Below are 19,664 nucleotides of genomic sequence, written 5' to 3'. Positions count from 1 at the left end.
ACAATACTAAATAATTAGAAAAAATTAATCAATCTTGATTTTAACACCCTAATAACAACGACTAGCAATGTAAAAAATGCATACGAATTAAGTATAAATAATGTCGCAGGAATAATTTATGTAGACAAACTATCACAAAGTACCTTTATAAGGTATTTCGTAATTGCATTTTAATCAACTTAAACCCACCTATTTTTACTCTTTAGTCGTCTGAGTCTCGCAACATACTCTTGAATTGACCTAACTGCCATGGCCGCATCGCTAGTAATAACCCAACACCTCTGCGTTTGCTCAGGGGTAGTTTTATATCTTGCTCATTTAACTGTGCAATCTCCTTAGTCAACTGCTGCAACCTACGTTTTATGGTCGCTATCGTCGCGTCACTATAACTACCTCTCAGATAAAATCGGTAGCTGTCTTCTTGATTAAACTCCCCTTGTAGAAACTTTCCCAATACGTGTTGTTCAATATAAGACTCTAAAGGACCGCCAGGTATCCAGCTAAAGTCTTGGGCAATGAGTAACTTGTATCGATTGTTTGGCAATAATTGAATCATCTTTAAGCGGTCAAGATGCGCCAATAAACGGACACATTCGAGCGCTTCTATTTGATACTTGGTGATGATATCTTCAAATTCCCAGCCATCCCGAACACATACGGCAACCAAAAACAATTTTGGATTGTCCATCAACTCCTGTTCTTGTTGGACGGTCAATTGGCTGATCTGTGACTGTTGTGATTGAGATAAAACAAATAAATCACAGAGTGTTACATCTAAAAGTTCGCAGACACTTTCCAACTTTTGTAATGAGAATAGCTCGTTTGCGAACATTCTTTTGATGGTGGCTTCGCTTTGTCCAAGGTGATTGGCGACATCTTTATAAGTCAATTTTTGCTGTTTAAGAAGCTGCTTTACGGTGTTAGAAACAAGTGGGATCTGGCTCATAGTGTTAGATTTTAATACTTAAAGTATATTCTATTAATACAAAGTATAAGAAAGTATACAAGTCCGTCCAGTTTGCTAATTTAGATAGCAACAAAGCCATACGGAGTGTTTTCAGATGCTAGGACAAAAATTTAAAACAGTTTCAATTACCGCCGCCATACTGGCTTCTTTCATTTTTACACCAGTAAGTGTCGCGTCAGACAATGCGTCAAACGCCAGCCATCATACAAGCCAAGCTAGTAAATACAGCGTATTAACTGTGGGCGATAGCTTGGTAACAGGCGCAGCCGTTTCAACCGCTGTAGTTGCTGTACCTATGATAATTACTGGCACTGTGATGCTAAGTGGAGGCATGGCCAGTGCCGGTATTGCAAGCGCAGCACTTGACTCAAAAAGTTCAAAACCACTACCAATTAGTGATGACGTTATCATTGCAGGACCGCCACCTTCAGCAAAATTAGAAGGAGAGTAAACATGGGCATCAAACGATATGCAATCTACTTAACCATCGCTTTGCAAAGCATAAGTGCTATAGCTGGCAGTGAGCGCTCCAGTGAACATTATTTTGAACCAAGTGAAATTGCGCAATTCGCGAAGCAAGTTGAGAAATATAGCGCTGCACATCGTGCCCATGTATTTATTATTGGTCGGGTCGGTCAGCCGAGTAGTACACTACCTGAAGGCGTCGAATTTACCCATGTGGCCCTTGCCGTCTACTCTCAAATCACCACAAACAATGGAGAAAAGAGGTACGGATACGCTATCCACAACCTATATCAACAGGCAAATGATCCTGCCAAAAGCGAATTGGTGACTGACTATCCAACCGACTTTTTTTGGTCAGTTAAAGAGCTTAAAGCGGGTATTGCCATACCGAAATTGAGTGTGCAAAAGCGAATACTTGAAGCAATTAGCAGTGGTGTTGCTGAGCAGCTTCACAATCCAAAGTATTCGCTCATAGCAAACCCATACAACAACCAAAGACAAAATTGTACTGAGTACACGCTCAATGTGATAAACGCCGCGCTATATAAGACTTCAGATATGGCGCAGCTCAAAGCAAACACCAAAGCTTATTTTAACGCGCAACCTCTGTCTGTGAGCCGCTTCAAGCTGTTTTTTGGTTCCGTATTTAAAGACGAGATCTACAGAAAAGATCACAGCGGACGTGTCCGTATCGCCACGTTTACAAGTATTCGTGACTATTTGGAGCAATACGATTTGCTGGCGCATTCCACCGTTATTACTCCAAAACAGTCATCTGAGGAGATTTAATTATGGACAATCATCAATCACAACAAAGCTCGAGCAAAGCATTTAATATTGCTTCTATCATTGTATTGGCCATTGGCATCGTCACCTACTGCATTGGCCTGTTTAATGCCCAAATGCAGCTAAATGAAAAAGGGTACTATTTGGTTATCCTATTGTATGGCCTGTTTAGTGCCATTTCACTGCAAAAAAGTATTCGAGATAAGCAAGAAAATATTTCAACATCAAGTATCTATCAATTACTCAGCTTAATCTCGACTGGCGCAGCAATTTTGCTATTAATGGTCGGACTGTATAACGCAAATTTGTTGCTCAGTGAAAAAGGGTTTTATGGCATTGCTTACCTAATGAGCTTATACGCCGCAGTAGCTGTTCAGAAAAATATCAGAGACAGAGAACAGGCAGTCCAATCAGAAATAACGCAAATCAACTATGCGCAGACTGCTACCCAACCGACAAGAGATTAATACCACGCAAGCTGACCATGGTCAGCTTGCAATTTGAGTTACCATGACGAGCTTGCCGTCTTTGTTTGCCACAACCTCAAAACCATATTTGTTGTAAAGTGCTACGAGATGCGGCTCGCATTTTAAGTATAAATTTTTCCAGCCAAGCTCGGATGCTTTTAATTTTGCATGGGAGACCAATACTTCAGCGATCCCTTTGCCCCGAGCACTTTCATCGACATACACGCCGTCTAGCCAACAAGTATCGCCGCTAAATGTTATTTCCGCTGTCCCAACAAGTTTGTCATGGCAATAGACAACAAAACCAGCTCTTCGCTTGGTACAAGATATTTTATCGACAACGTCTGTCAGTGTTGCCTTGGGATCTTTACTATCCCATTGTGCAAAGTACCAGCGAGCGACTTGCTCTATGGCTTCGGTACTTTCTGACATTGCAATTACTTTAATATTTTCCACGCCTTAACCTTTGTTCTTTTTTTATGCACTCAAACTTCTACTACAATGCAGAACGCAAAGATGCCATTGCTTAAATCAAACCCATTGACTATAGAGTTTCTCATTTCTAATTATTTTCGTCATTAACTTGCATGACAATTTAGGTGTCGAGGGGCCAAAATGAATGAAAGCGCACAAAAATGTGCGCTCCAAAGACGTGGCGAAGGGGTCTACTCCAAATGCGTGTAAAGCGCTAAAAACCCTTCAATTAAATAAACGTAGAACAACGCAATTCAGATCACTTTGTTTCAAACATAAAATTAAGAAGGCCTATACTTTCCCAAGTCTAAAGCCCCAATTTCAATCGCTTTCTGTATTCGCTTGGTGACGTCCCAAAACACGCTTTAAAGTTTTTCGCAAAGTGCCCAGCATGTTTATAACCAACCTGCCTAGCGATTTGTACTATCGGCATATCGCTATTCTCTAACAGTTCCACCGCCTGAAAAAGTCTCGCTTCAGCAAGATAGCCATACAAGGTTTGCCCAAATACCAACTTAAATTGGCTTTTGAGCTTATGATCATTGATCCCTACAATTTTTGCTAGCGCACCAATACTTGGCGGTGATTGCATATGCGATTTTAAATACGCAGCCGCATGCTCAAGTGCAATCAAATCAACCTTTTTTATCGTATTTAGACAATTGTGATAGGTGTGATTGTGCTCCAGCAGCAACGCTATCAATTCCATCATTTTTGCGTGGATCAACAATTTCAAACTCTGACTTGGAAACTGACAGGCATATATTTGCTCCACCGCGCATTTAATTTGCTTCGTCATAGGTAAACAGATCAGCTTCTCATACAATAAGTTGGGTGCTTCATGTGTCTCACAATCATATTGTGCCATCAGCGAGCCCATCAGGGCTGGGCTTAGAGTATAATTGACGATTTTGTTAAACCCAGCCTTATACAGAAAAGTACAATAAGCCTTCTCGATAAAAAATAACCCGACGTGTCCCTTTGGGACCCTCGCTTCACGACCACCCGCCAATGAGATCGTTATATGTCCCTCTAAAACAAAAAACGCCCCACATACAACCCCACTGTGTGCATTTAGCTTGGTACTCTTTTCGAAGTTGAGTTCATTAATTTGAAACGCACTTCCATCAGAGAATGAAAAACCAAAACTCTCACCGTGCCCTAATTGCTCTGATAGGGCAAAACGATAGTCACATGCCTGAGACCACTTGCCCGCTCCATAATTAGCTGTATCAAGATTTGAGGCAAATTGCTCAAGAGACACCTCCACAATGTCATTGTCATTAGTTTTCAATTTCGATACTCCTTTGAGTGACAATTAAACTCCCTGTAGCGCTAGTCCTGCCGTATCAATTTAAAGTCTACTTGTATTCAATATTAGGTATCTATCTCAAGATATAAACTGACTATTATGGACTGTTTAAAATCGCCACATGACCAAGACGAAATTCAAGAACGACAAATTAAAGGCACATACAACGCCCAGTATGCGCCTCTATACCAAGCATTTTTGAGTAATCTTTCTCAATACAATGAAACAGGCGCAGCCATTTGTGTATTTCATAAGGGACAAGCAGTTGTTAACTTATTTGCCAGTAATGAATCACAATCTCCGCCATGGCTAGCCGACCACAGGGTCAGTGTCATGTCGTGTTCAAAGGCAATGTTGGCCATTTGTATCCACAAACTGGCAGCCGATAATAAAATTGTTTTAAACGCGCCTATTTGTCGTTACTGGCCTGAATTTGCAACAAATAGTAAAGCTCATATCACGATTTCCTCAGTGTTAGATCACAGTGCTGGTATTCCTTGCCACAAAACAGGAAAGCCTGGCGACATTTTTAATTGGCAAGCGTCTATCCACAACATTGAGAATACTAAACCCATATTCTCCGTCGGCAGACAGCTTGTTTACCATGCGCTGACTTTTGGGCATATTTTAGGAGAAATCATACACCGCGTTGATGGCCGTATGCCGAGTGTTTTTTTTGAACAAGAAATTGCACAGCCCTTTGATATTGACTGCTCCTTAACTAGGAACTCATCATATCGACACCGAGATATTGTAAAAACCAGCGCATTTTCAAGTAATAACTTAAAGTTTATGTCTCACTGGTTGCCACGTATTCCACATTGGAAATGTCAGTACTTTAAACCCTGTGGAGAGCATTATCACCCCAATTCATCACAGTGGCACAACAGCGAAATACCAGCTGTTACTGGACATGCATCGGCGTTTGGCCTCGCTAAACTGTTTGCTTTTCTAGCTGGCAATGGGACGTTAAACGGTCAAACTTTGCTCCCTAAATCACAAGTTCAGCGCTTAACTCAGCTGAGCTTCGCGGGTACAGAATTAGTGACAAAGAAACACTGGCGCATGGGGGCAGGTGTGATGCTAAATTCACCTGAATTTTGTCCAATGGGGCCTAATGAAAATGCCTTTGGGCATATGGGGATGGGCGGGGCTATCGGTTTTGCAGATCCGGATGCACAGCTTTCTTTCGCATATGTCACCGAGTTTTTCCACTCCCCAAGCAAGACTGATAAAAGCGTGAGCGGTATTCGCTTACAAAAATTGGTCACCGCTTTATACCGCTCACTACTTACTGAATGAGATATAAACCTAAATAGCGCAAGGGCCGCAATATCGCTCCCAATTAAACGAGGTTAAGCGTTCACTTGATGGTCAACAGTATGCTCCGCCCATGTTTGATATGCGCTTTCACCTTTTTGCGCTAAGGCCTCGGTTAAAAACTCTATAAATACGCGCACTTTAGTGGGTAAATAGGTGCGTTTGGGGTAAATGGCAAAAACCCCATTATCAACTTGTGGTGGCCTAAAGTAAGGGTAAATTGAGATCAGTTTACCGCTCTCAAGTCCACTTTTAGCAAGAAAGTGAGGTAATTGAGCAAACCCTAAGCCATCTTCACACATTGATACCATCATTTCACCATCGTCAGTAATGTGACTAGATTCGAGATCACATAATTGATACTCACCTTGCTCATCAGGCAAATATATTGGCTGAAGTTGTTGAGTCTCTTTGATTCGAAAACCAATCCACTGGTGTGCGTTAAAGTCATGCTGGCAACATGGGGTCCCATGTTGCTGCAGGTATTTTGGCGAAGCGCAGACAAAAAAGTCCATTGGGCTGAGCCGTTTGGCAACCAAACGGCTGTCTTTAATATACCCAGTGCGGATCGCAATATCGACCCCACTTTCAATCACATCTGTGTGTAAATCGTTGATTTGGAGCTCTAGTTGAATGGCCGGATACTTTTCGCAAAATGCAGCTAAGATTGGACGCAAATACAAGTGCCCATAACAAACAGCAGAATTGATTTTCAACACCCCGCTCGGTGAGTCGTTCAGATGTCTAAGTTCACCTTCACATGCCGATAAGTCTTGCAGTAATTTGCGAGCCGTTGATAAATACTGATTTCCAGCCTGTGTAATACTGAGTTGCCTAGTAGAGCGCTGCAAAAGCGTCACGTGTAACTGCGATTCCAAGCGGCTGATGGCTTTGCTCACTGTCGATGGGTCGGTATTACACATCGTTGCGGCTGCGGCAAAGCTGCCACTATCACACGTGGCTATAAACAACTCCAATGCTCTAAGTTTATCCATGTTCTTCGCATTTAACAGGTTCCTACTTTTTACTATAACAGCAAAGATTCGTGAATTATATTCACAGGTGTATGGATTACATGGTTATTTTTCACGGTTCTCTCCCACCATAGACTGTTTGAAGCACACTTTCAGACGAGTTTGGAGACTTAACTTTGAAAAACACAACCCCACTACAACCTTGCCAACACAGTATTTGGATATATATTGTGTTCGCTTTTATTACCATGTCTGGGCTGTCATACATTAATTTTTTGCCTGGCTTGGTCAATGCCCTTGCTGGCAACATCGGCTATTCGGAGTCTGAAGCGGGACAAATTGTCTCACTCAATGGGTACGGCGCTTTATTTGGTACAGCCACAGCTATTTTTGTTGTTCGCCGTTTACCTTGGAAGCCGTTACTCCTAGCTTCTTTTATACCTCTGTTGATACTAGAACTTACAACCCCAAACATCCACGGGTTGAATGCCATGTTGGTAACCCGGTTTTTCTCAGGATTGGCCGGCGGTCTCGCCGTGGGCGTATCGTTTTCTATGCTGGCAAAGTTAGGTAACAGCGATCGCGCATTTGGCTTTTTACTGTTCACCCAATTTATAGTAGGTGCCTTGGTGATGTATTGCTTGCCATTACTTGAATCTATCACCAATCACTTTGCGGTATTCCATATTATGGCGGCTATCGTATTGGTGGGATTACTAATGACCTTGTTTATCTCATCCAATATGTTCCCAATAGTTGCGGTCACGCACTTGCAAGTAACTATAAAATCAATTGCTCACTCCGTTCGTTTGATGCTCACAATCTTGCTTTATATTAGCGCTGCAAGTGCGCTATATACCTATGTAGGCGTAATAGGAATTCATGCCAACTTTGGACAACAACAAGTCAACACCGATATCGCAATTACCGGCTTATTAGGTTTAATTGGTGCTATGTTGCCTATGTTCAAATCGCGATTCCTTAAAAGGCAATCACTCATAATTTTAGGAACATTACTATGCGCAACTGCTTGCATCATGCTATTGCAACCTGCTCTATCGCACGCCATGTACATAGGGGCCTTAGCTTTGGTGTTTTTTACTTGGCCCGCTGTGCAATCGTATTTATTCGCTACCGCTGCCGATTTAGATCCAAGCGGTCGCCTTTCAACTATTGCCTCACTCACAGCTTCTGTTGGTATGGCGTCTGGACCAATGCTCGCCGCCCTTTTAATTGAACCCGGTAATTACGCTTCAATGCTCTATACCTGTAGTGCCTTATTTGCACTGAGCACAGTCGCTTTTCTGATCCCACTGAAATCTCGCAACAGCACAAATCAGCTGCAACCGAACCATTCTCACTCCGAAACAAGTTAAGGGATAGTCATGATTAAATATTTACTTAATAAACAAATACTCGCCATGAAGAGCCAATACCAATACGATGTGCGCTACATGGAGGACATCATAGCGGCGGATCTGCCTGCCTTTTTAAAATACTGGGGTTTTACAACCATGTCTTCACATCGGACCCATGTCCCAGTGGCTCCATTGTTTGCCGCACGCATTCGCACACTGATCAGTGAAGATTGTGGCCCCTGTATTCAGCTGGCTATTGACATGGCACTTGAAGCTGGCGTAGATGAAACAACCATTACATACATCGTCAGCAATCAAAAAGACAAAGTTTCTGAAGAAGTGGCACTTGCCATGCGCTTTACAGATTTGGTTTTAGCCCATGACTCTGGTGCTGATTTGCTTAGAGAACGTATCGTTAAACTCTGGGGCCAGTCAGGCTTGATCACGCTTGGATTCAGCATTAGTGCATATCGGGTATTCCCAACATTAAAATACGCGCTTGGTTACGGGCAGGCTTGCCAACAACTCAAGATAAGTGACTCGACTATTTTACCAAACCACATTAACTAACCACCTGTTGTTGCGCACCAGTTGCTTCCCTTAATCTGCTGCGCTCCCCAACAATGCCCGCTTGGTATTAAAACACCCCATTGCTGTTTTTTATTTTACCACCCATAAATAAGTTATATAAACGCATCGAAACATCCAGAGCTTGAATTGCATCCCAATGTTCAATGAGCTTACCGTCTCTCACAGTCCAAGTGTCTATAATATTCATGCCTTTTGTATCATCGCCACGATGTTTCGCTTTCAAGGTCGCATGTGAGTGAATAATTACTTGCTCACCGTCAACAAACATACGTTTAATTTCATAGCTAAATTCAGGAGCCTGTTTAACAAAGTCGCGCAGTGTTTCGATTACTCCGGAAATGCCATCAGCCATGTTGCGATTATGCTGCTTATAAGGACCTTGACCAAAACGCGTCATCACCTTTTCAAAACTGTGATCGTTCATCAGTAATTGTACGAATTCTGCGACAATTTTGGCGTTTTTCGTCTCTTGCTCATTCCAATGTAGGCTAAGTAGCGCGTCTGTGTTTATTTTTGGGCTGTTCATCATTTGCTCTCAATTTACGTGTGACACATCTAAAAGCGCCACTCACATTTAACTTTCAAAATGCAAGTTAAATTATTTGATTGCAAAATGCAAGTAAATTATCATGGACCAAAATTTATCAAAGAGACCTATCATGACCAAACGTTCTGATTGCCCTATCTCTAATGTTCTTGACCATGTGGGAGACAAGTGGAGTTTGTTGATCATTAGAGACCTTATGTTTTTCGGTAAACACAGCTACTCAGAGCTACAAAATTCTGATGAAAAAATGGCGACAAATATTCTCTCAAGTCGGCTAGAAAAATTAGAAAAAGAGGGGCTGATACATAAGCAGAAAGATGAACAAGACAAAAGAAAAAAAGTATATCGGCTAACCGAAGCTGGGGTTGATATGCTGCCTATCATGCTAGAAATGATTATGTGGAGTGCCAAACATGCACCTGAAACAAATATCCCCAACCAGTTGGTGTCACGAGTTCACACTGACAGAGCAGGCCTAATTCAAGAGTTAACTGAACAGCTCCACCAGCAGCCATAGGCTGCAAGTGTTGAAAACTAAAAAGTGAGGCGCTCCACAATAGCGGACGTCCCCGTCGCACCTGCTTTGATAGCGCCGCCAAGCAAGTATATTTGATTACCTAGGCTCACCGCTCCCAAACCATGACGTGTCGATGTCATAGTTAGCGACTCTGTAGCCCAGCGCTGTGTGGCCGGATCATATCGGAAGATCTGGTCAAATGTGCGGGTTTTCATTTCTCGCTTTCCCTGGCCGTTTTTGACATAGGTGTACTCTTCACCACCAAAAACATAAATCTGACCATTAATTACAGCGCTCGCCAATCCTGCACTTGGCTGTGGCATGGGCGCTAAACTCTGCCAGCGGTCTTCCTTAGGATCGTATCGCCAAAGATTGTCGAGATTTTTAAAATCGAGAGAGTTTATTCTTCCCCCCATCACATACCACTGCTCATTTATGACTACAGACGTAGCCGAATTACTGGCAATTGGTAACGGCGCAGCACGAGACCAGTGCCCCTTTTTTAACACCCAATGCGCATCGGTATCAGTCAATTTACCGTCCACCATAGTGCGCCCTCCAGCAACATGGATCTGGCCGTTAAGCGCCCCATACACGGATTCACCCATGGGGATTGGTAGTTCGGGGCCGACTTGCCAAGCTTCGCCTTCGTCCCGCATAACATAAACAGATGACTTCACTTGCCATGCATTAGCTTTGGTGGCATCAAACCCGCCAATGGCATATAGCTCATCGCCGCTGGATATCAACCCTAGATGATGTCGTGATTGAGGCAACAACGGGCCGCTCAGCCACACTTGACGCGCATCGTCAAACACATAGGTATTATTCGAAGCGGCTAGGTGTGCCAAAGTAGCCATGTTAGAGGAAGTCTGTTCAAAAGCCCCTGCAACATAAATTTTTCCTTTAAACACTGCTGGGTAAACTTCCTGTAATGGTGTTGGCAACATTTTCCCTAACTGCCATTTAAGCAATGCTTGCGCTTGAGGGCTGCCATCTGATAAGTCGGTGGCACACCCTTGCAGTATGAAGGTGACGACCAACGCTATGAGTGTAGAATGTACTTTATTTTTCATGGGCACATTTTGAGTAAAAACAGGTCATGAAATTAAAGCATGGTGGCTTTGGGTTAGCTGTGACTTTTTTCTTAAATCAAAATATATAAATAATAATCATATAGATATAAAACAATATAGTACACAAAGTAGATTATTATGCCGCCTATGCCCCTGCGCAAAAGGTAATTGGAACCATCCCAGTCAGCCTATCGATCATCAAACGCTTAAACGACAATAACACGGTTTATTATTTGACTATTCCAACAGCCGTTGCTTTATCGCCGACATACACCACTATCGCACCTCGATTTACCCGTCAATAAGTAGGAAATTCGATAGCGATTACTGGCAAAAGCCAAATACAATTTATCAGCAAGGGGCTTAACGACAGGCCAGCGTAAAGGGGCGTACATCCACCCCATACCAACTAGGCGCCATGCATGGTATGTCACATCTAACCCAAGCAACAAATTGCCGTTCATATCCAAGGCGTGCAAAATTGAATTCGCTTTGTTTGGATCGATGTCCGGATAACGCTCAAATTCTTCGCTATAAATATCCACAATTAAAATACGATTCGATTTATCTCGTTTAGTCAAAGCCGCCATTTCCTTAACACACAGAGGGCAGGTTCCATCGTAGAAGATTGTCAGTTCTTGCATCTTTTATACTCTGATATTTTTTAAATTGTTACGCCACTTAAGACTTGCTAGATCACAAAACACAATATCACTCTTTTAAATTTATTGAAGTTCTTTGCTCACATTTTATTAAGGATGCACAGCCAAATTAAAAAATATCAAAAAGTTTTGACCCATCGTCGTCTTTTTTTCTCTTTGCCCGTCTTACGTGTGTAATTAATTTTAGGAGGCGTAGATGAAATACCTAGAGACCCAAACATTTAACTTGCAAACACCTGAAACACAACCCAGTCTTCATAGTCCAAGGGTATTGATGTTGTACGGCTCACTAAGGGCTAATTCAATCAGTAAGAAAGCAGCGATTGAAGCGGGCAATATACTTACCTACATGGGTGCAGATGTGAAATTTTTTAACCCCGAGGGTTTGCCTTTATTTGACAATGGTGACAGCGCACAACACCCTAAAGTAAAAGAACTCAGAGACTTAGTGAACTGGTCTGAGGCACAAGTATGGACATCTCCCGAGCTGCATGGAAATATGTCCGCTGTGCTAAAAAACCAAATTGACTGGATCCCACTGTCCATGGGGGCGGTGAGACCTACACAGGGTAAAGTACTCGCGGTCATGCAAGTGAGTGGCGGTTCACAAAGCTTTAACGCGGTCAATAATATGCGTATTTTAGGACGTTGGATGCGTATGCTCACAATTCCGAACCAATCGTCCATTGCCAAAGCTTACAATGAATTCAATGAAGACGGCTCTATGAAAGCGAGTGGTTTTCGAGATAGAGTGGTCGATGTTATGGAAGAGCTTATGCGCTTTACTTTTCTCACTAGAGACAACAAACCGTTTTTCGTCGATCGCTACAGTGAACGAAAGGATCAACAACAGCAACAAGCTGCACTGACCACTGCGTTGGCTGACATAGTTGAATCTGAACCGTCTTCGCCTCGAACACAAAAGGCATCGTGCTGCTAAGCTAGTATAACTGCAGTCATTGACTGCAGTTAATATGAGGATAACTATGACCACAGAGCAAATTTGGAATGAATATAGAAGTAGCTTGAAAGCTTTTCTTCACAGCAAAGTCGCTAACCCAGCGGACGTAGACGACTTACTTCAAGACGTGCTTCTAAAAACACACTTGGCGATGAACAGCTTAAACAAGCCAAGCAGTATCAAAGCTTGGTTATTTCAAATAGCGCATCATACCGTCATCGATTACTACCGAAAAAATGGCTTGGCGAAACAAATTGAGTCACAGCCTCTGTGGTATGAATCTGAGCAGCGCAATGTAAAAATTGAACTGGCCAAATGCATCAAACCTTTTATTCAAGCCTTGCCTGAAAAAAGCGCTCACTTGCTAGATGAAGTGGAGTTGGAAGGTAAATCGCAAAAGCAGCTTGCGCAAGAGTTAGAACTCAGTTACTCAACACTCAAGTCACAGGTTCAAAAAGCGCGTACCGAATTGCACAGTGTCTTTCACGCCTGTTGTGAATATGAACTCGACAAAAATGGCAACTTAATTGAGTATCACCCCAAAGCAGATTTTGATGCCAAAAACATATCGACATCCAAATGCGGCAAAAAAGCTTGCTAGACCCTCTGGGCAGTTAGGCAGATAAAGCTAATTCCCAAAGCGGATTTTAAGGAACGGACTTCTTGGCCTTTTTAGGGAATAATCGAAGCCAAAATGCCGCCTCAAAAACAACCCCTAAAATGACAAATGCGAACACCCCATTTGCGTTGCCATAGCTATAAGCACTCAGTGCAGCAACCAATAATATAAAAGCGATCAGTAGTCGGTATGCTAATTTCATATATCCTCACCTATCACGTGTTTAATCCATCATATTAAAGAAAATACTACAAAATATATCACTGTGTATCAATGCGCTGATTTTGGGATCGTCAAAATTTGGCCAACTCTAATTACGTTAGAGCTCAATCCATTTGCCCTCTTTAAGTTTGATAAAGAGACCTGATACCGCTGTGCGATTAACGACAGAGACTCGCCACGACTCACTTTGTGAGAGCGCGCACTATTAGCTGCAATCAAAGTGCCCTTTGGCGGGTAACGATTAAAATAGTTTTCAATCGCGCGAGTAATCGACTTGGCCAGTTTTTGCTGATGAGCAGGGTCATTTAAGTTTTTTTCGTCTTTAGGGTTAGAAATAAACCCTGTTTCGATTAAAACTGACGGAATATCGGGGGCGGTCAATACTGCCAGACTTAACCCTACAGGTTTGCGTTTATGCAACTTAGTAACCTTTTTCATTTCTTTGAGCACAAACGTTGCGAACTCATAGCTACTTTTTGTCGTAAACTCTTTCGTCATATCAGCCAAAATAACGGCTAAGTTATCATCTTGAGTATTTTTAATCGTTTCACCGGCCCCCCCAAGCAATTGAGACTCTTTTTCTCGATTTGCAATCACTTTAGTAAACTCAGAGTTGGCTCTTCGGGCTGATTGCACCAAAACAGAAGCGCCATTTGGCTGTGCGGAGGTGAATGCATCAGCATGAATTGATATCAGCAGATCAGCCCGGTTTTGACGCGCCATCCGAGGCTTTTTATCGTGGCGTACAAAATAATCTCCAGTCCTTATTAACACGGCTTTAATACCTTGCTTTTTATTAAGCAAAGCTGCGAGTTTTTTGGCAATTGCCAATGTGACGTGCTTTTCATAGCTTCCGCTGTATCCAATTGATCCTGGATCATCTCCGCCATGCCCCGCCACTATGGCAATAACAACATCTCTATTTTCTTCTGGTTGTTTTGGTTTTATAACTCTTTTTGGTTTTTTAGGATCATGTAATTCAACAACAAGACGGTGACCATATTGCCCTGTAGGAGCGAGGGGGAAAACCACCAATTTAAAGGTGCTTTCTAACTCCAATACAATACGCTTGGTGTGCTTGTTTTTAGGGCTGCTTGTACGGATTTTTTTTATTCGTTGATCATTCTTTAGTAGCTTTTTAAAGTTAACTTGCGAGTCACTATCACTAAAGTCGATCACTAATCTGTTTGGTGATTTTAAACTAAAGTACTTGTAATCAGGCTTTTCTTTTAAGTCAAAAACGACTCTAGTACTTTCTGGTGCGGACCACAGTCGTACACCTTCGATGCGATTTGCGGCATAAACACCCACACTAAAGAACAAACCGACAATGTACGTAAGTAATGCAACATACCTAGCAGTAAATTTGATTGACACAAAATAAGCTTTCAACTTCATCCCTTAGGTAAAAAAACCGAAGAAATCACATCTATGTCTTTAATATAGAGTATATGCAATCAAAAATAACGCAGATGAGATGAAAAATCCATTATATTACAATAATACCGAAGTAAAATTATATCTGCTCAGCTAAACTCAGCTTGCAAATTCGAGTTATCAGCCAATGCTCTTCTAGCTGATTAATGGTAATTTAGCATATCTCGACTTTAACAATACACTCTCACCATTTTTTAGTTGAGAAGCATTCCGCTACTGCGCTCTCACAGTCTTCTAAACTAGTATACATATACAATCTGACTACCAATTCACCAGCAAAGTAGTCAACTGGAAAATAAAGAAGTAGCATGTTCGAGCTCGGAAAATTGCCACGTTCTCTACTCGTTAGTAGCAATATACTAAGTGAGGTAGCAAAATAAGCTATTATATTTATCGAAAGGTGGCTATTTTATAAGGCATCAAATGACAGAGTTAAAGTTATGACGCCTTCTCAAATAAATAAAAGCCATACCCCAAGGTTTCTCTTCCCCACCTAAGATACGCATCCATCCAAGTATTTAACTGTTCAATCTTTGCTTTGATACTTACATCATTTGGACAAGACTTAAGAGCTGCTTGCGCTTGCATTACTCGGCCCCACTCAAAATTGTCCCACTCCTCCATACTGCAAGTCGTCGCATACAAAGCTTGTAAACCATGCGCTTGTGCCGTTTTTATGGTATCAAGATGCGATTGATAGAAATTTTCAGGCACGCCCAAAAAGTTTAGATAGGCTTCATCTGGTCGCTGCATCCAAAAACACTCACCCAACAGCAATCTTCCACTTGGCTTTATAAACCGAGCCATTGTACTGAGTGCATCGGAATCATTACCAAAGGCGTGGGAGGCTCCGTTACATACAAGTAAATCATAATTACAATCTGAACTCTCCAAGTTTGTAATGTCTTCACACACAAACTGAAACCTTTGAGTATTGAAGCGACCTGTTGCAAAGTCATTCGCCTGTTGGATCAACGCAGCATCTATATCTACACCGACAACACAGCTTTCATATGTTTCGAGGATCTTATGTAAAAATCGACCATTGCCACATCCTATCTCCAAAACTCTTGAGCCTTTTGGTAATTGCAATAACGATATTAATTTATTTTCTTTGGTACTTCCAAGTGGGCTATTATACTCCATCAAAAAATCCTTTTATAAATACAAACTAAATATAACAGCCATGCGCAAATTAAATACTGTACCTTTGGTTCAATCGAGTCTATCCGTGATTGAGATATAAGCTCAGTTTTGAGCTCAAAGTTGTAGCCGGCTTATGCGATTGTTATGGGTGTGCTGCTGCGCCGCCATACTTTTTTGCAAGATAGTTAATTATCTCTATGGGATCTGTTATGGCCTCACCATCTGGGAGCACCAATACTGGTAGCCACTGTTTATCTTCACCTAATAACTCAACGAGCATCTTTCGAGGCTTTGGGAAATCAAGGCGATGCAAGTCTACTTTCGACTCCCAATGTTTATTCACCAGTAAGGCCCCTTCTATCATGGCGCAGTGAGAACATATCCATGATTTGTTCGGCCCATCTTCAAATGGCATCTTTAATACAAAAAGTTTTGGCTTCATTACATACTTCCTAGCTTAGATCATGACACTAAGAAGATTATAACAAAATCATAAAACACTTAAAATAAGAAAGAAACAGCCAATTATTTTATTCCAACAATAGAAAAACCTAGAACATAAACCGCGTTAAATTGAAGTAAAATTAAAAGCTTTCCTTTTATTCCATTGAGGAGTAGTGAAAAAATCTGCAACCTCACTTTAAATATAATTTACTATTCACCTAACTATTGGCACTTTAATATAACTAGAATTATGCCAATAAACTTTTAAAGGTTCTTTTGCATCACTAATATTTTCGTCACTAACGTTTTTTCCTGTTCCATAGTTTATTTGAGCATAGGCGTTTTTATTGATATCAAGAGTCACCAATAATCGACTTCCTCTACTAAGCATTCGACTTGTCATCCCTGTGCGTGTAAATGGCAGAGTTTCAACTTTACCTGATTCTAGTAATATTCTTTTCGTCATGTCTTTTGCGTAACTTGCGCGGCCCAAGTAGTAAGACAAGTGAAACAGCCGCCCATCGGGCATAACCTCATATAAAGTAACCCCAAAGTCCATGTCTCGCTTATTAATGGTGGCATCTATTTTGCCAAAAAAAGTTCCTGATACTTCAATAGGTTGCTCAAAAGGTTCACTCATAAATACATAGCCCGTGGTCATTTCAGGCTTTTTGTCTACGATTGGATACGGATAATAGTCATTATTTATCGTGGTACGATCCGCATAGTCTACTCGTTGCGTTAAATACGCAGGCTTTGAGGGTTTTTTCTGCGATAAAACATATTTGTTACCTTCTTTTACCTCACTTAAGTAGAGTGTAAGCTCTTCATTGCTAACCTTTTTTAAAGACGGTGCATGTTTCCACTTATTGCTGCCCATTACTTGGTAGTTAACTCTATCTTTGAGTAATGCTGGTTTGTTTGCGCCACGAAATATGTGATCCATCCACTGATAAGTAATCTCTAACGTATCGAAATGCGCAATTGGGTCAATCGTATAATCTCGCAAAATTGCTTTCTTCGTTGCTCGTTGTGCACCAAAATGGTCATAAGGCCCAATCAAAAGGTAGTGCTGCGCTTGTGGATTATATTTGTAATGATCATTCATATAATTTATTGAAGCACGCTGCCCATCATCAAAATAACCAGCAATACTAAATACAGGGATATTTACTTTGGCGAAATCTTGTTTATACGGGATCTGGCTTTGCCAATATTGATCAAAACTAGGATGTTCTAACCAACTCTGAAACCAAGGGTTAGGCTGGCCATCTACCTTATCAACCTCACGGAAAGAGCGACCACTTTGATACCATTTGTCATTTAACGATCGCCACCTGTCATTGTCGCGATAAACCACATGATCAAGCGTTTTATTATTGGTGGTGTAGAATGGCCAAGCGTAATTGACTAGCAAAAATATGTTATTTTCCATTGGTAAACTATTGCCTGGACTACCAGCTACATAGGGCACTATGGTCTTCAATGCCTTAGGCATATACTTGGCTGCTGCCCACTGTGTAAATCCGTCGTAGCTACCACCAAACATACCTACTTGGCCATCATTCCAAGACTGGGCACTGAGCCAATTAATCACCGCAGTAACGTCTCTACCTTCATACAAATATGGCACAATTTCCTCTGGGCTATGTGCTTTACCACGAGTATAGGAAACTGCCCCAATATAACCTCTTGCGGCCGACTCTCTTATAATAGAGATGTCCCACTTAGGCTTAACGTAAATCGTGTGACGAAGTAATGCTGGGATCGGCTTTTTTTTATCTTTCGGACGATAATACATGGCAGCAATTTGAGCGCCTTCTGGTGTTTTGACAAGCAGTTTCTTGTCTATCACATATCGTGCGTTGTCGTCTTCGGCTATCAGTGTGTCAATTACCGGCTCCCAAAGTAATGTATTCTGATATTCTTGGTAAACCAGCACCAACTCCGAAGCATCATCTACAGAAATAAAGTCTTTGCCTTTATGTTTATTCAGCTCACGGGTATATGCTGTTTCTGACTTATTTAAGTCACGAACAAAGCTATTAATTACCTTACTCGCACTTAAATCATCGAGGGTTTTAAACGAAGTCCGAAACTCCATTTTTAGCGCTTTAGCGAGGGAAAGATTGGTATCCGCATTCTTCTTTAGCGCTTTTATGGCCAATAAATAAGGGACTAGTTTGGTTTTGTTGTCATTGGTATCGGTTGATGCTTTCTCGACTAAACTCTGTATATCAGCTTTGCTCTCTAGCCCACTTTTAGATGCTAGTTTTAAAATAAAGTAAGACGTTGCATCTAACTTTTGGATCTTATTGACTTTTAACAACCTCTCTGCAAGCGCCTCCATAGCTGCCTTTTGCGGTTTACCATCGTAAAAAATGTCACTTTTTAATTTTAACTCATGGCTTCGAGCCTCAAAGTTTATAATATTAAAGAAAAGAAATGCGAAAATAAAATAGACTTTCATCTGCTAGAGCCAGTTGTTATTTTTATAAAAACTATACATAACAAGTAAAATAAAGCCACCAAAAAACAATAATGGTGTAAGTTTATTAATAACTTAATTTTCCTAGCTAAAAGCCACTGACTTATTTAAAAATTTAGAGAGAGAATTAAATAACGATTCAAGTCATTCCCCTTGGCTACTTACATCAATCATTGAACTGACAAACAGCGAACTTCAACCAAAGTACTCCAGCCAACCGACACCCAGCCAATTACAAACCTTGCTTTAAATCCGAACAATCTATACAAGTACTTGTATAATTTCATGCTCGTGTTATTGTACAAGCACTTGTATAAATTGAGTGTACTTTAATGAGTTCTTATTTTGACAACTTGGACAATGCGTTTTTGGCTCACTTTTGCCGGCGATTGTCAGACTTAATCAGCGAGCAAGGGACTAAAATTACTGAAAGCTATGGTGTTACCACCCCTAGTACCGCTATTTCCAGCATCTATTTTCTTGAACAAAACCATGGTGTTACAGTAGCTGAACTTGCGTCAGCATTAGAGGTAACACATCAAATGGCTACGCAAAGAATCAACACACTTGAAAGTCTCGGTTTGGTTTGCCGTAAACCCAACCCTATGGACAAACGAGCAAAAATGATTCACTTAACAGATCTGGGGAAACAAGAAGCAGTCAAATTAAAGCCTCTTACAAAAAACATGTCTCAAGTATTCAATGAGTTAAATCAACAGATAGAATGCGACATTGTGGCAAAAGTACGTTTAGCTGAGCAAGCATTGATAGACAAACCTCTTTTACAGCGACTAAATGAATTACACAACCGATGAAAGCGAAGATTTATAA

General features: G+C 41.3%; 22 protein-coding genes. 10 read left to right on the top strand and 12 right to left on the bottom strand.

All coding sequences use genetic code 11. The features are described from left to right. Positions 1-202: 202 nt before the first annotated feature. A complete protein-coding gene (locus tag MHN81_RS19855) occupies positions 203-946 on the bottom strand; it encodes a helix-turn-helix transcriptional regulator (RefSeq protein ID WP_239426515.1) in 744 nt (247 codons plus the stop codon). A gap of 115 nt (positions 947-1,061) precedes the next feature. Here MHN81_RS19855 and MHN81_RS19850 point away from each other — a divergent pair, with 115 nt between their 5' ends. The 3 genes from MHN81_RS19850 to yiaA are packed head-to-tail and all read left to right on the top strand — an operon-like array spanning position 1,062 to position 2,685. Continuing rightward, positions 1,062-1,418 (top strand): hypothetical protein, encoded by a 357-nt coding sequence (locus MHN81_RS19850; protein WP_239426514.1) that lies wholly within the window; start codon positions 1,062-1,064, stop codon positions 1,416-1,418. Positions 1,419-1,420: 2 nt separating this feature from the next. Continuing rightward, a complete protein-coding gene (locus MHN81_RS19845) occupies positions 1,421-2,221 on the top strand; it encodes a DUF2145 domain-containing protein (protein ID WP_023401431.1) in 801 nt (266 codons plus the stop codon). Positions 2,222-2,223: 2 nt separating this feature from the next. After that, a complete protein-coding gene (gene yiaA / locus MHN81_RS19840) occupies positions 2,224-2,685 on the top strand; it encodes an inner membrane protein YiaA (RefSeq protein WP_239426513.1) in 462 nt (153 codons plus the stop codon). A gap of 21 nt (positions 2,686-2,706) precedes the next feature. Here yiaA and MHN81_RS19835 read toward each other — a convergent pair whose 3' ends face one another. Both MHN81_RS19835 and MHN81_RS19830 read right to left on the bottom strand, forming a co-directional pair. Next, entirely contained in the window at positions 2,707-3,141 is a 435-nt protein-coding gene (locus tag MHN81_RS19835) for a GNAT family N-acetyltransferase (protein ID WP_239426512.1), read from the bottom strand. A gap of 325 nt (positions 3,142-3,466) precedes the next feature. Next, a complete protein-coding gene (locus tag MHN81_RS19830) occupies positions 3,467-4,453 on the bottom strand; it encodes an AraC family transcriptional regulator (protein WP_239426511.1) in 987 nt (328 codons plus the stop codon). 117 nt (positions 4,454-4,570) lie between these two features. On the opposite strand from MHN81_RS19830, the gene MHN81_RS19825 reads away from it, so the two are divergent. Then, a complete protein-coding gene (locus MHN81_RS19825; protein ID WP_239426510.1) occupies positions 4,571-5,773 on the top strand; it encodes a serine hydrolase domain-containing protein in 1,203 nt (400 codons plus the stop codon). A gap of 53 nt (positions 5,774-5,826) precedes the next feature. Here MHN81_RS19825 and MHN81_RS19820 read toward each other — a convergent pair whose 3' ends face one another. Further along, positions 5,827-6,786, bottom strand: coding sequence for a LysR family transcriptional regulator (locus tag MHN81_RS19820; RefSeq protein ID WP_023401426.1), 960 nt, complete (start codon positions 6,784-6,786; stop codon positions 5,827-5,829). A gap of 155 nt (positions 6,787-6,941) precedes the next feature. On the opposite strand from MHN81_RS19820, the gene MHN81_RS19815 reads away from it, so the two are divergent. After that, positions 6,942-8,141 carry an MFS transporter gene (locus tag MHN81_RS19815; protein ID WP_239426509.1) on the top strand — a complete coding sequence of 400 codons (1,200 nt, stop codon included), beginning with the start codon at positions 6,942-6,944 and terminating at the stop codon, positions 8,139-8,141. 9 nt (positions 8,142-8,150) lie between these two features. After that, positions 8,151-8,693: a hypothetical protein gene (locus MHN81_RS19810; protein ID WP_239426508.1), complete on the top strand. Its 543-nt coding sequence runs from the start codon at positions 8,151-8,153 to the stop codon at positions 8,691-8,693. Positions 8,694-8,760: 67 nt separating this feature from the next. Here MHN81_RS19810 and MHN81_RS19805 read toward each other — a convergent pair whose 3' ends face one another. Next, on the bottom strand, positions 8,761-9,243 hold the full coding sequence (locus MHN81_RS19805; RefSeq protein ID WP_239426507.1) for a nuclear transport factor 2 family protein: 483 nt from the start codon (positions 9,241-9,243) through the stop codon (positions 8,761-8,763). A 130-nt stretch (positions 9,244-9,373) separates the two neighbouring features. Between MHN81_RS19805 and MHN81_RS19800 the strand changes: the two genes are divergently transcribed. Further along, positions 9,374-9,778, top strand: a complete 405-nt coding sequence (locus tag MHN81_RS19800; protein ID WP_239426506.1) for a helix-turn-helix domain-containing protein — start codon at positions 9,374-9,376, stop codon at positions 9,776-9,778. Between the two features lie 17 nt (positions 9,779-9,795). Here MHN81_RS19800 and MHN81_RS19795 read toward each other — a convergent pair whose 3' ends face one another. Both MHN81_RS19795 and MHN81_RS19790 read right to left on the bottom strand, forming a co-directional pair. After that, a complete protein-coding gene (locus MHN81_RS19795) occupies positions 9,796-10,854 on the bottom strand; it encodes a kelch repeat-containing protein (protein ID WP_239426505.1) in 1,059 nt (352 codons plus the stop codon). Positions 10,855-11,111: 257 nt separating this feature from the next. Then, complete coding sequence (locus MHN81_RS19790) at positions 11,112-11,498, bottom strand: DUF393 domain-containing protein (RefSeq protein WP_023401420.1); 387 nt, start codon at positions 11,496-11,498, stop codon at positions 11,112-11,114. 214 nt (positions 11,499-11,712) lie between these two features. Between MHN81_RS19790 and arsH the strand changes: the two genes are divergently transcribed. Both arsH and sigZ read left to right on the top strand, forming a co-directional pair. Then, positions 11,713-12,456, top strand: coding sequence for an arsenical resistance protein ArsH (gene arsH / locus MHN81_RS19785; RefSeq protein ID WP_023401419.1), 744 nt, complete (start codon positions 11,713-11,715; stop codon positions 12,454-12,456). Between the two features lie 46 nt (positions 12,457-12,502). Next, positions 12,503-13,078, top strand: coding sequence for an RNA polymerase sigma factor SigZ (sigZ, locus tag MHN81_RS19780; protein ID WP_023401418.1), 576 nt, complete (start codon positions 12,503-12,505; stop codon positions 13,076-13,078). A gap of 46 nt (positions 13,079-13,124) precedes the next feature. Here the strand turns inward: sigZ and MHN81_RS19775 are convergent, their stop codons facing one another. The 5 genes from MHN81_RS19775 to MHN81_RS19755 all read right to left on the bottom strand — a co-directional run bounded on the left by MHN81_RS19775 (position 13,125) and on the right by MHN81_RS19755 (position 18,815). Continuing rightward, positions 13,125-13,298, bottom strand: a complete 174-nt coding sequence (locus MHN81_RS19775; protein ID WP_023401417.1) for a hypothetical protein — start codon at positions 13,296-13,298, stop codon at positions 13,125-13,127. 68 nt (positions 13,299-13,366) lie between these two features. Beyond that, the gene (locus MHN81_RS19770; protein ID WP_239426504.1) at positions 13,367-14,710 is read right to left on the bottom strand and encodes an N-acetylmuramoyl-L-alanine amidase; all 1,344 of its coding nucleotides are present in this window, start codon (positions 14,708-14,710) and stop codon (positions 13,367-13,369) included. 483 nt (positions 14,711-15,193) lie between these two features. After that, positions 15,194-15,901 (bottom strand): class I SAM-dependent methyltransferase, encoded by a 708-nt coding sequence (locus MHN81_RS19765; protein WP_023401414.1) that lies wholly within the window; start codon positions 15,899-15,901, stop codon positions 15,194-15,196. A 142-nt stretch (positions 15,902-16,043) separates the two neighbouring features. After that, positions 16,044-16,343 carry a DUF3088 family protein gene (locus tag MHN81_RS19760; protein ID WP_023401413.1) on the bottom strand — a complete coding sequence of 100 codons (300 nt, stop codon included), beginning with the start codon at positions 16,341-16,343 and terminating at the stop codon, positions 16,044-16,046. Between the two features lie 216 nt (positions 16,344-16,559). Beyond that, complete coding sequence (locus MHN81_RS19755) at positions 16,560-18,815, bottom strand: CocE/NonD family hydrolase (RefSeq protein WP_023401412.1); 2,256 nt, start codon at positions 18,813-18,815, stop codon at positions 16,560-16,562. 350 nt (positions 18,816-19,165) lie between these two features. Here MHN81_RS19755 and MHN81_RS19750 point away from each other — a divergent pair, with 350 nt between their 5' ends. Continuing rightward, positions 19,166-19,648, top strand: a complete 483-nt coding sequence (locus tag MHN81_RS19750) for a MarR family transcriptional regulator (protein WP_023401411.1) — start codon at positions 19,166-19,168, stop codon at positions 19,646-19,648. Positions 19,649-19,664 lie beyond the last annotated feature (16 nt).

Origin of the sequence: Pseudoalteromonas sp. Of7M-16 (genome assembly GCF_022347805.1) — a bacterium.
In the GTDB taxonomy this organism is placed as follows: Bacteria; Pseudomonadota; Gammaproteobacteria; order Enterobacterales; family Alteromonadaceae; genus Pseudoalteromonas; species Pseudoalteromonas luteoviolacea_F.
The sequence above is the reverse complement of the archived record's forward strand: the minus strand, read 5'-3'. Positions and strand labels throughout refer to the sequence as shown.

Coding starts and splice junctions, on each gene's coding strand:
- MHN81_RS19790 (WP_023401420.1), bottom strand. CDS start 11,498: ATGCAAGAACTGACAATCTTCTACGATGGAACCTGCCCTCTGTGTGTT.
- MHN81_RS19855 (WP_239426515.1), bottom strand. CDS start 946: ATGAGCCAGATCCCACTTGTTTCTAACACCGTAAAGCAGCTTCTTAAA.
- MHN81_RS19750 (WP_023401411.1), top strand. CDS start 19,166: ATGAGTTCTTATTTTGACAACTTGGACAATGCGTTTTTGGCTCACTTT.
- yiaA (WP_239426513.1), top strand. CDS start 2,224: ATGGACAATCATCAATCACAACAAAGCTCGAGCAAAGCATTTAATATT.
- MHN81_RS19820 (WP_023401426.1), bottom strand. CDS start 6,786: ATGGATAAACTTAGAGCATTGGAGTTGTTTATAGCCACGTGTGATAGT.
- MHN81_RS19775 (WP_023401417.1), bottom strand. CDS start 13,298: ATGAAATTAGCATACCGACTACTGATCGCTTTTATATTATTGGTTGCT.
- sigZ (WP_023401418.1), top strand. CDS start 12,503: ATGACCACAGAGCAAATTTGGAATGAATATAGAAGTAGCTTGAAAGCT.
- MHN81_RS19795 (WP_239426505.1), bottom strand. CDS start 10,854: ATGAAAAATAAAGTACATTCTACACTCATAGCGTTGGTCGTCACCTTC.
- MHN81_RS19800 (WP_239426506.1), top strand. CDS start 9,374: ATGACCAAACGTTCTGATTGCCCTATCTCTAATGTTCTTGACCATGTG.
- MHN81_RS19825 (WP_239426510.1), top strand. CDS start 4,571: ATGGACTGTTTAAAATCGCCACATGACCAAGACGAAATTCAAGAACGA.
- MHN81_RS19755 (WP_023401412.1), bottom strand. CDS start 18,815: ATGAAAGTCTATTTTATTTTCGCATTTCTTTTCTTTAATATTATAAAC.
- MHN81_RS19765 (WP_023401414.1), bottom strand. CDS start 15,901: ATGGAGTATAATAGCCCACTTGGAAGTACCAAAGAAAATAAATTAATA.
- arsH (WP_023401419.1), top strand. CDS start 11,713: ATGAAATACCTAGAGACCCAAACATTTAACTTGCAAACACCTGAAACA.
- MHN81_RS19760 (WP_023401413.1), bottom strand. CDS start 16,343: ATGAAGCCAAAACTTTTTGTATTAAAGATGCCATTTGAAGATGGGCCG.
- MHN81_RS19850 (WP_239426514.1), top strand. CDS start 1,062: ATGCTAGGACAAAAATTTAAAACAGTTTCAATTACCGCCGCCATACTG.
- MHN81_RS19810 (WP_239426508.1), top strand. CDS start 8,151: ATGATTAAATATTTACTTAATAAACAAATACTCGCCATGAAGAGCCAA.
- MHN81_RS19845 (WP_023401431.1), top strand. CDS start 1,421: ATGGGCATCAAACGATATGCAATCTACTTAACCATCGCTTTGCAAAGC.
- MHN81_RS19805 (WP_239426507.1), bottom strand. CDS start 9,243: ATGATGAACAGCCCAAAAATAAACACAGACGCGCTACTTAGCCTACAT.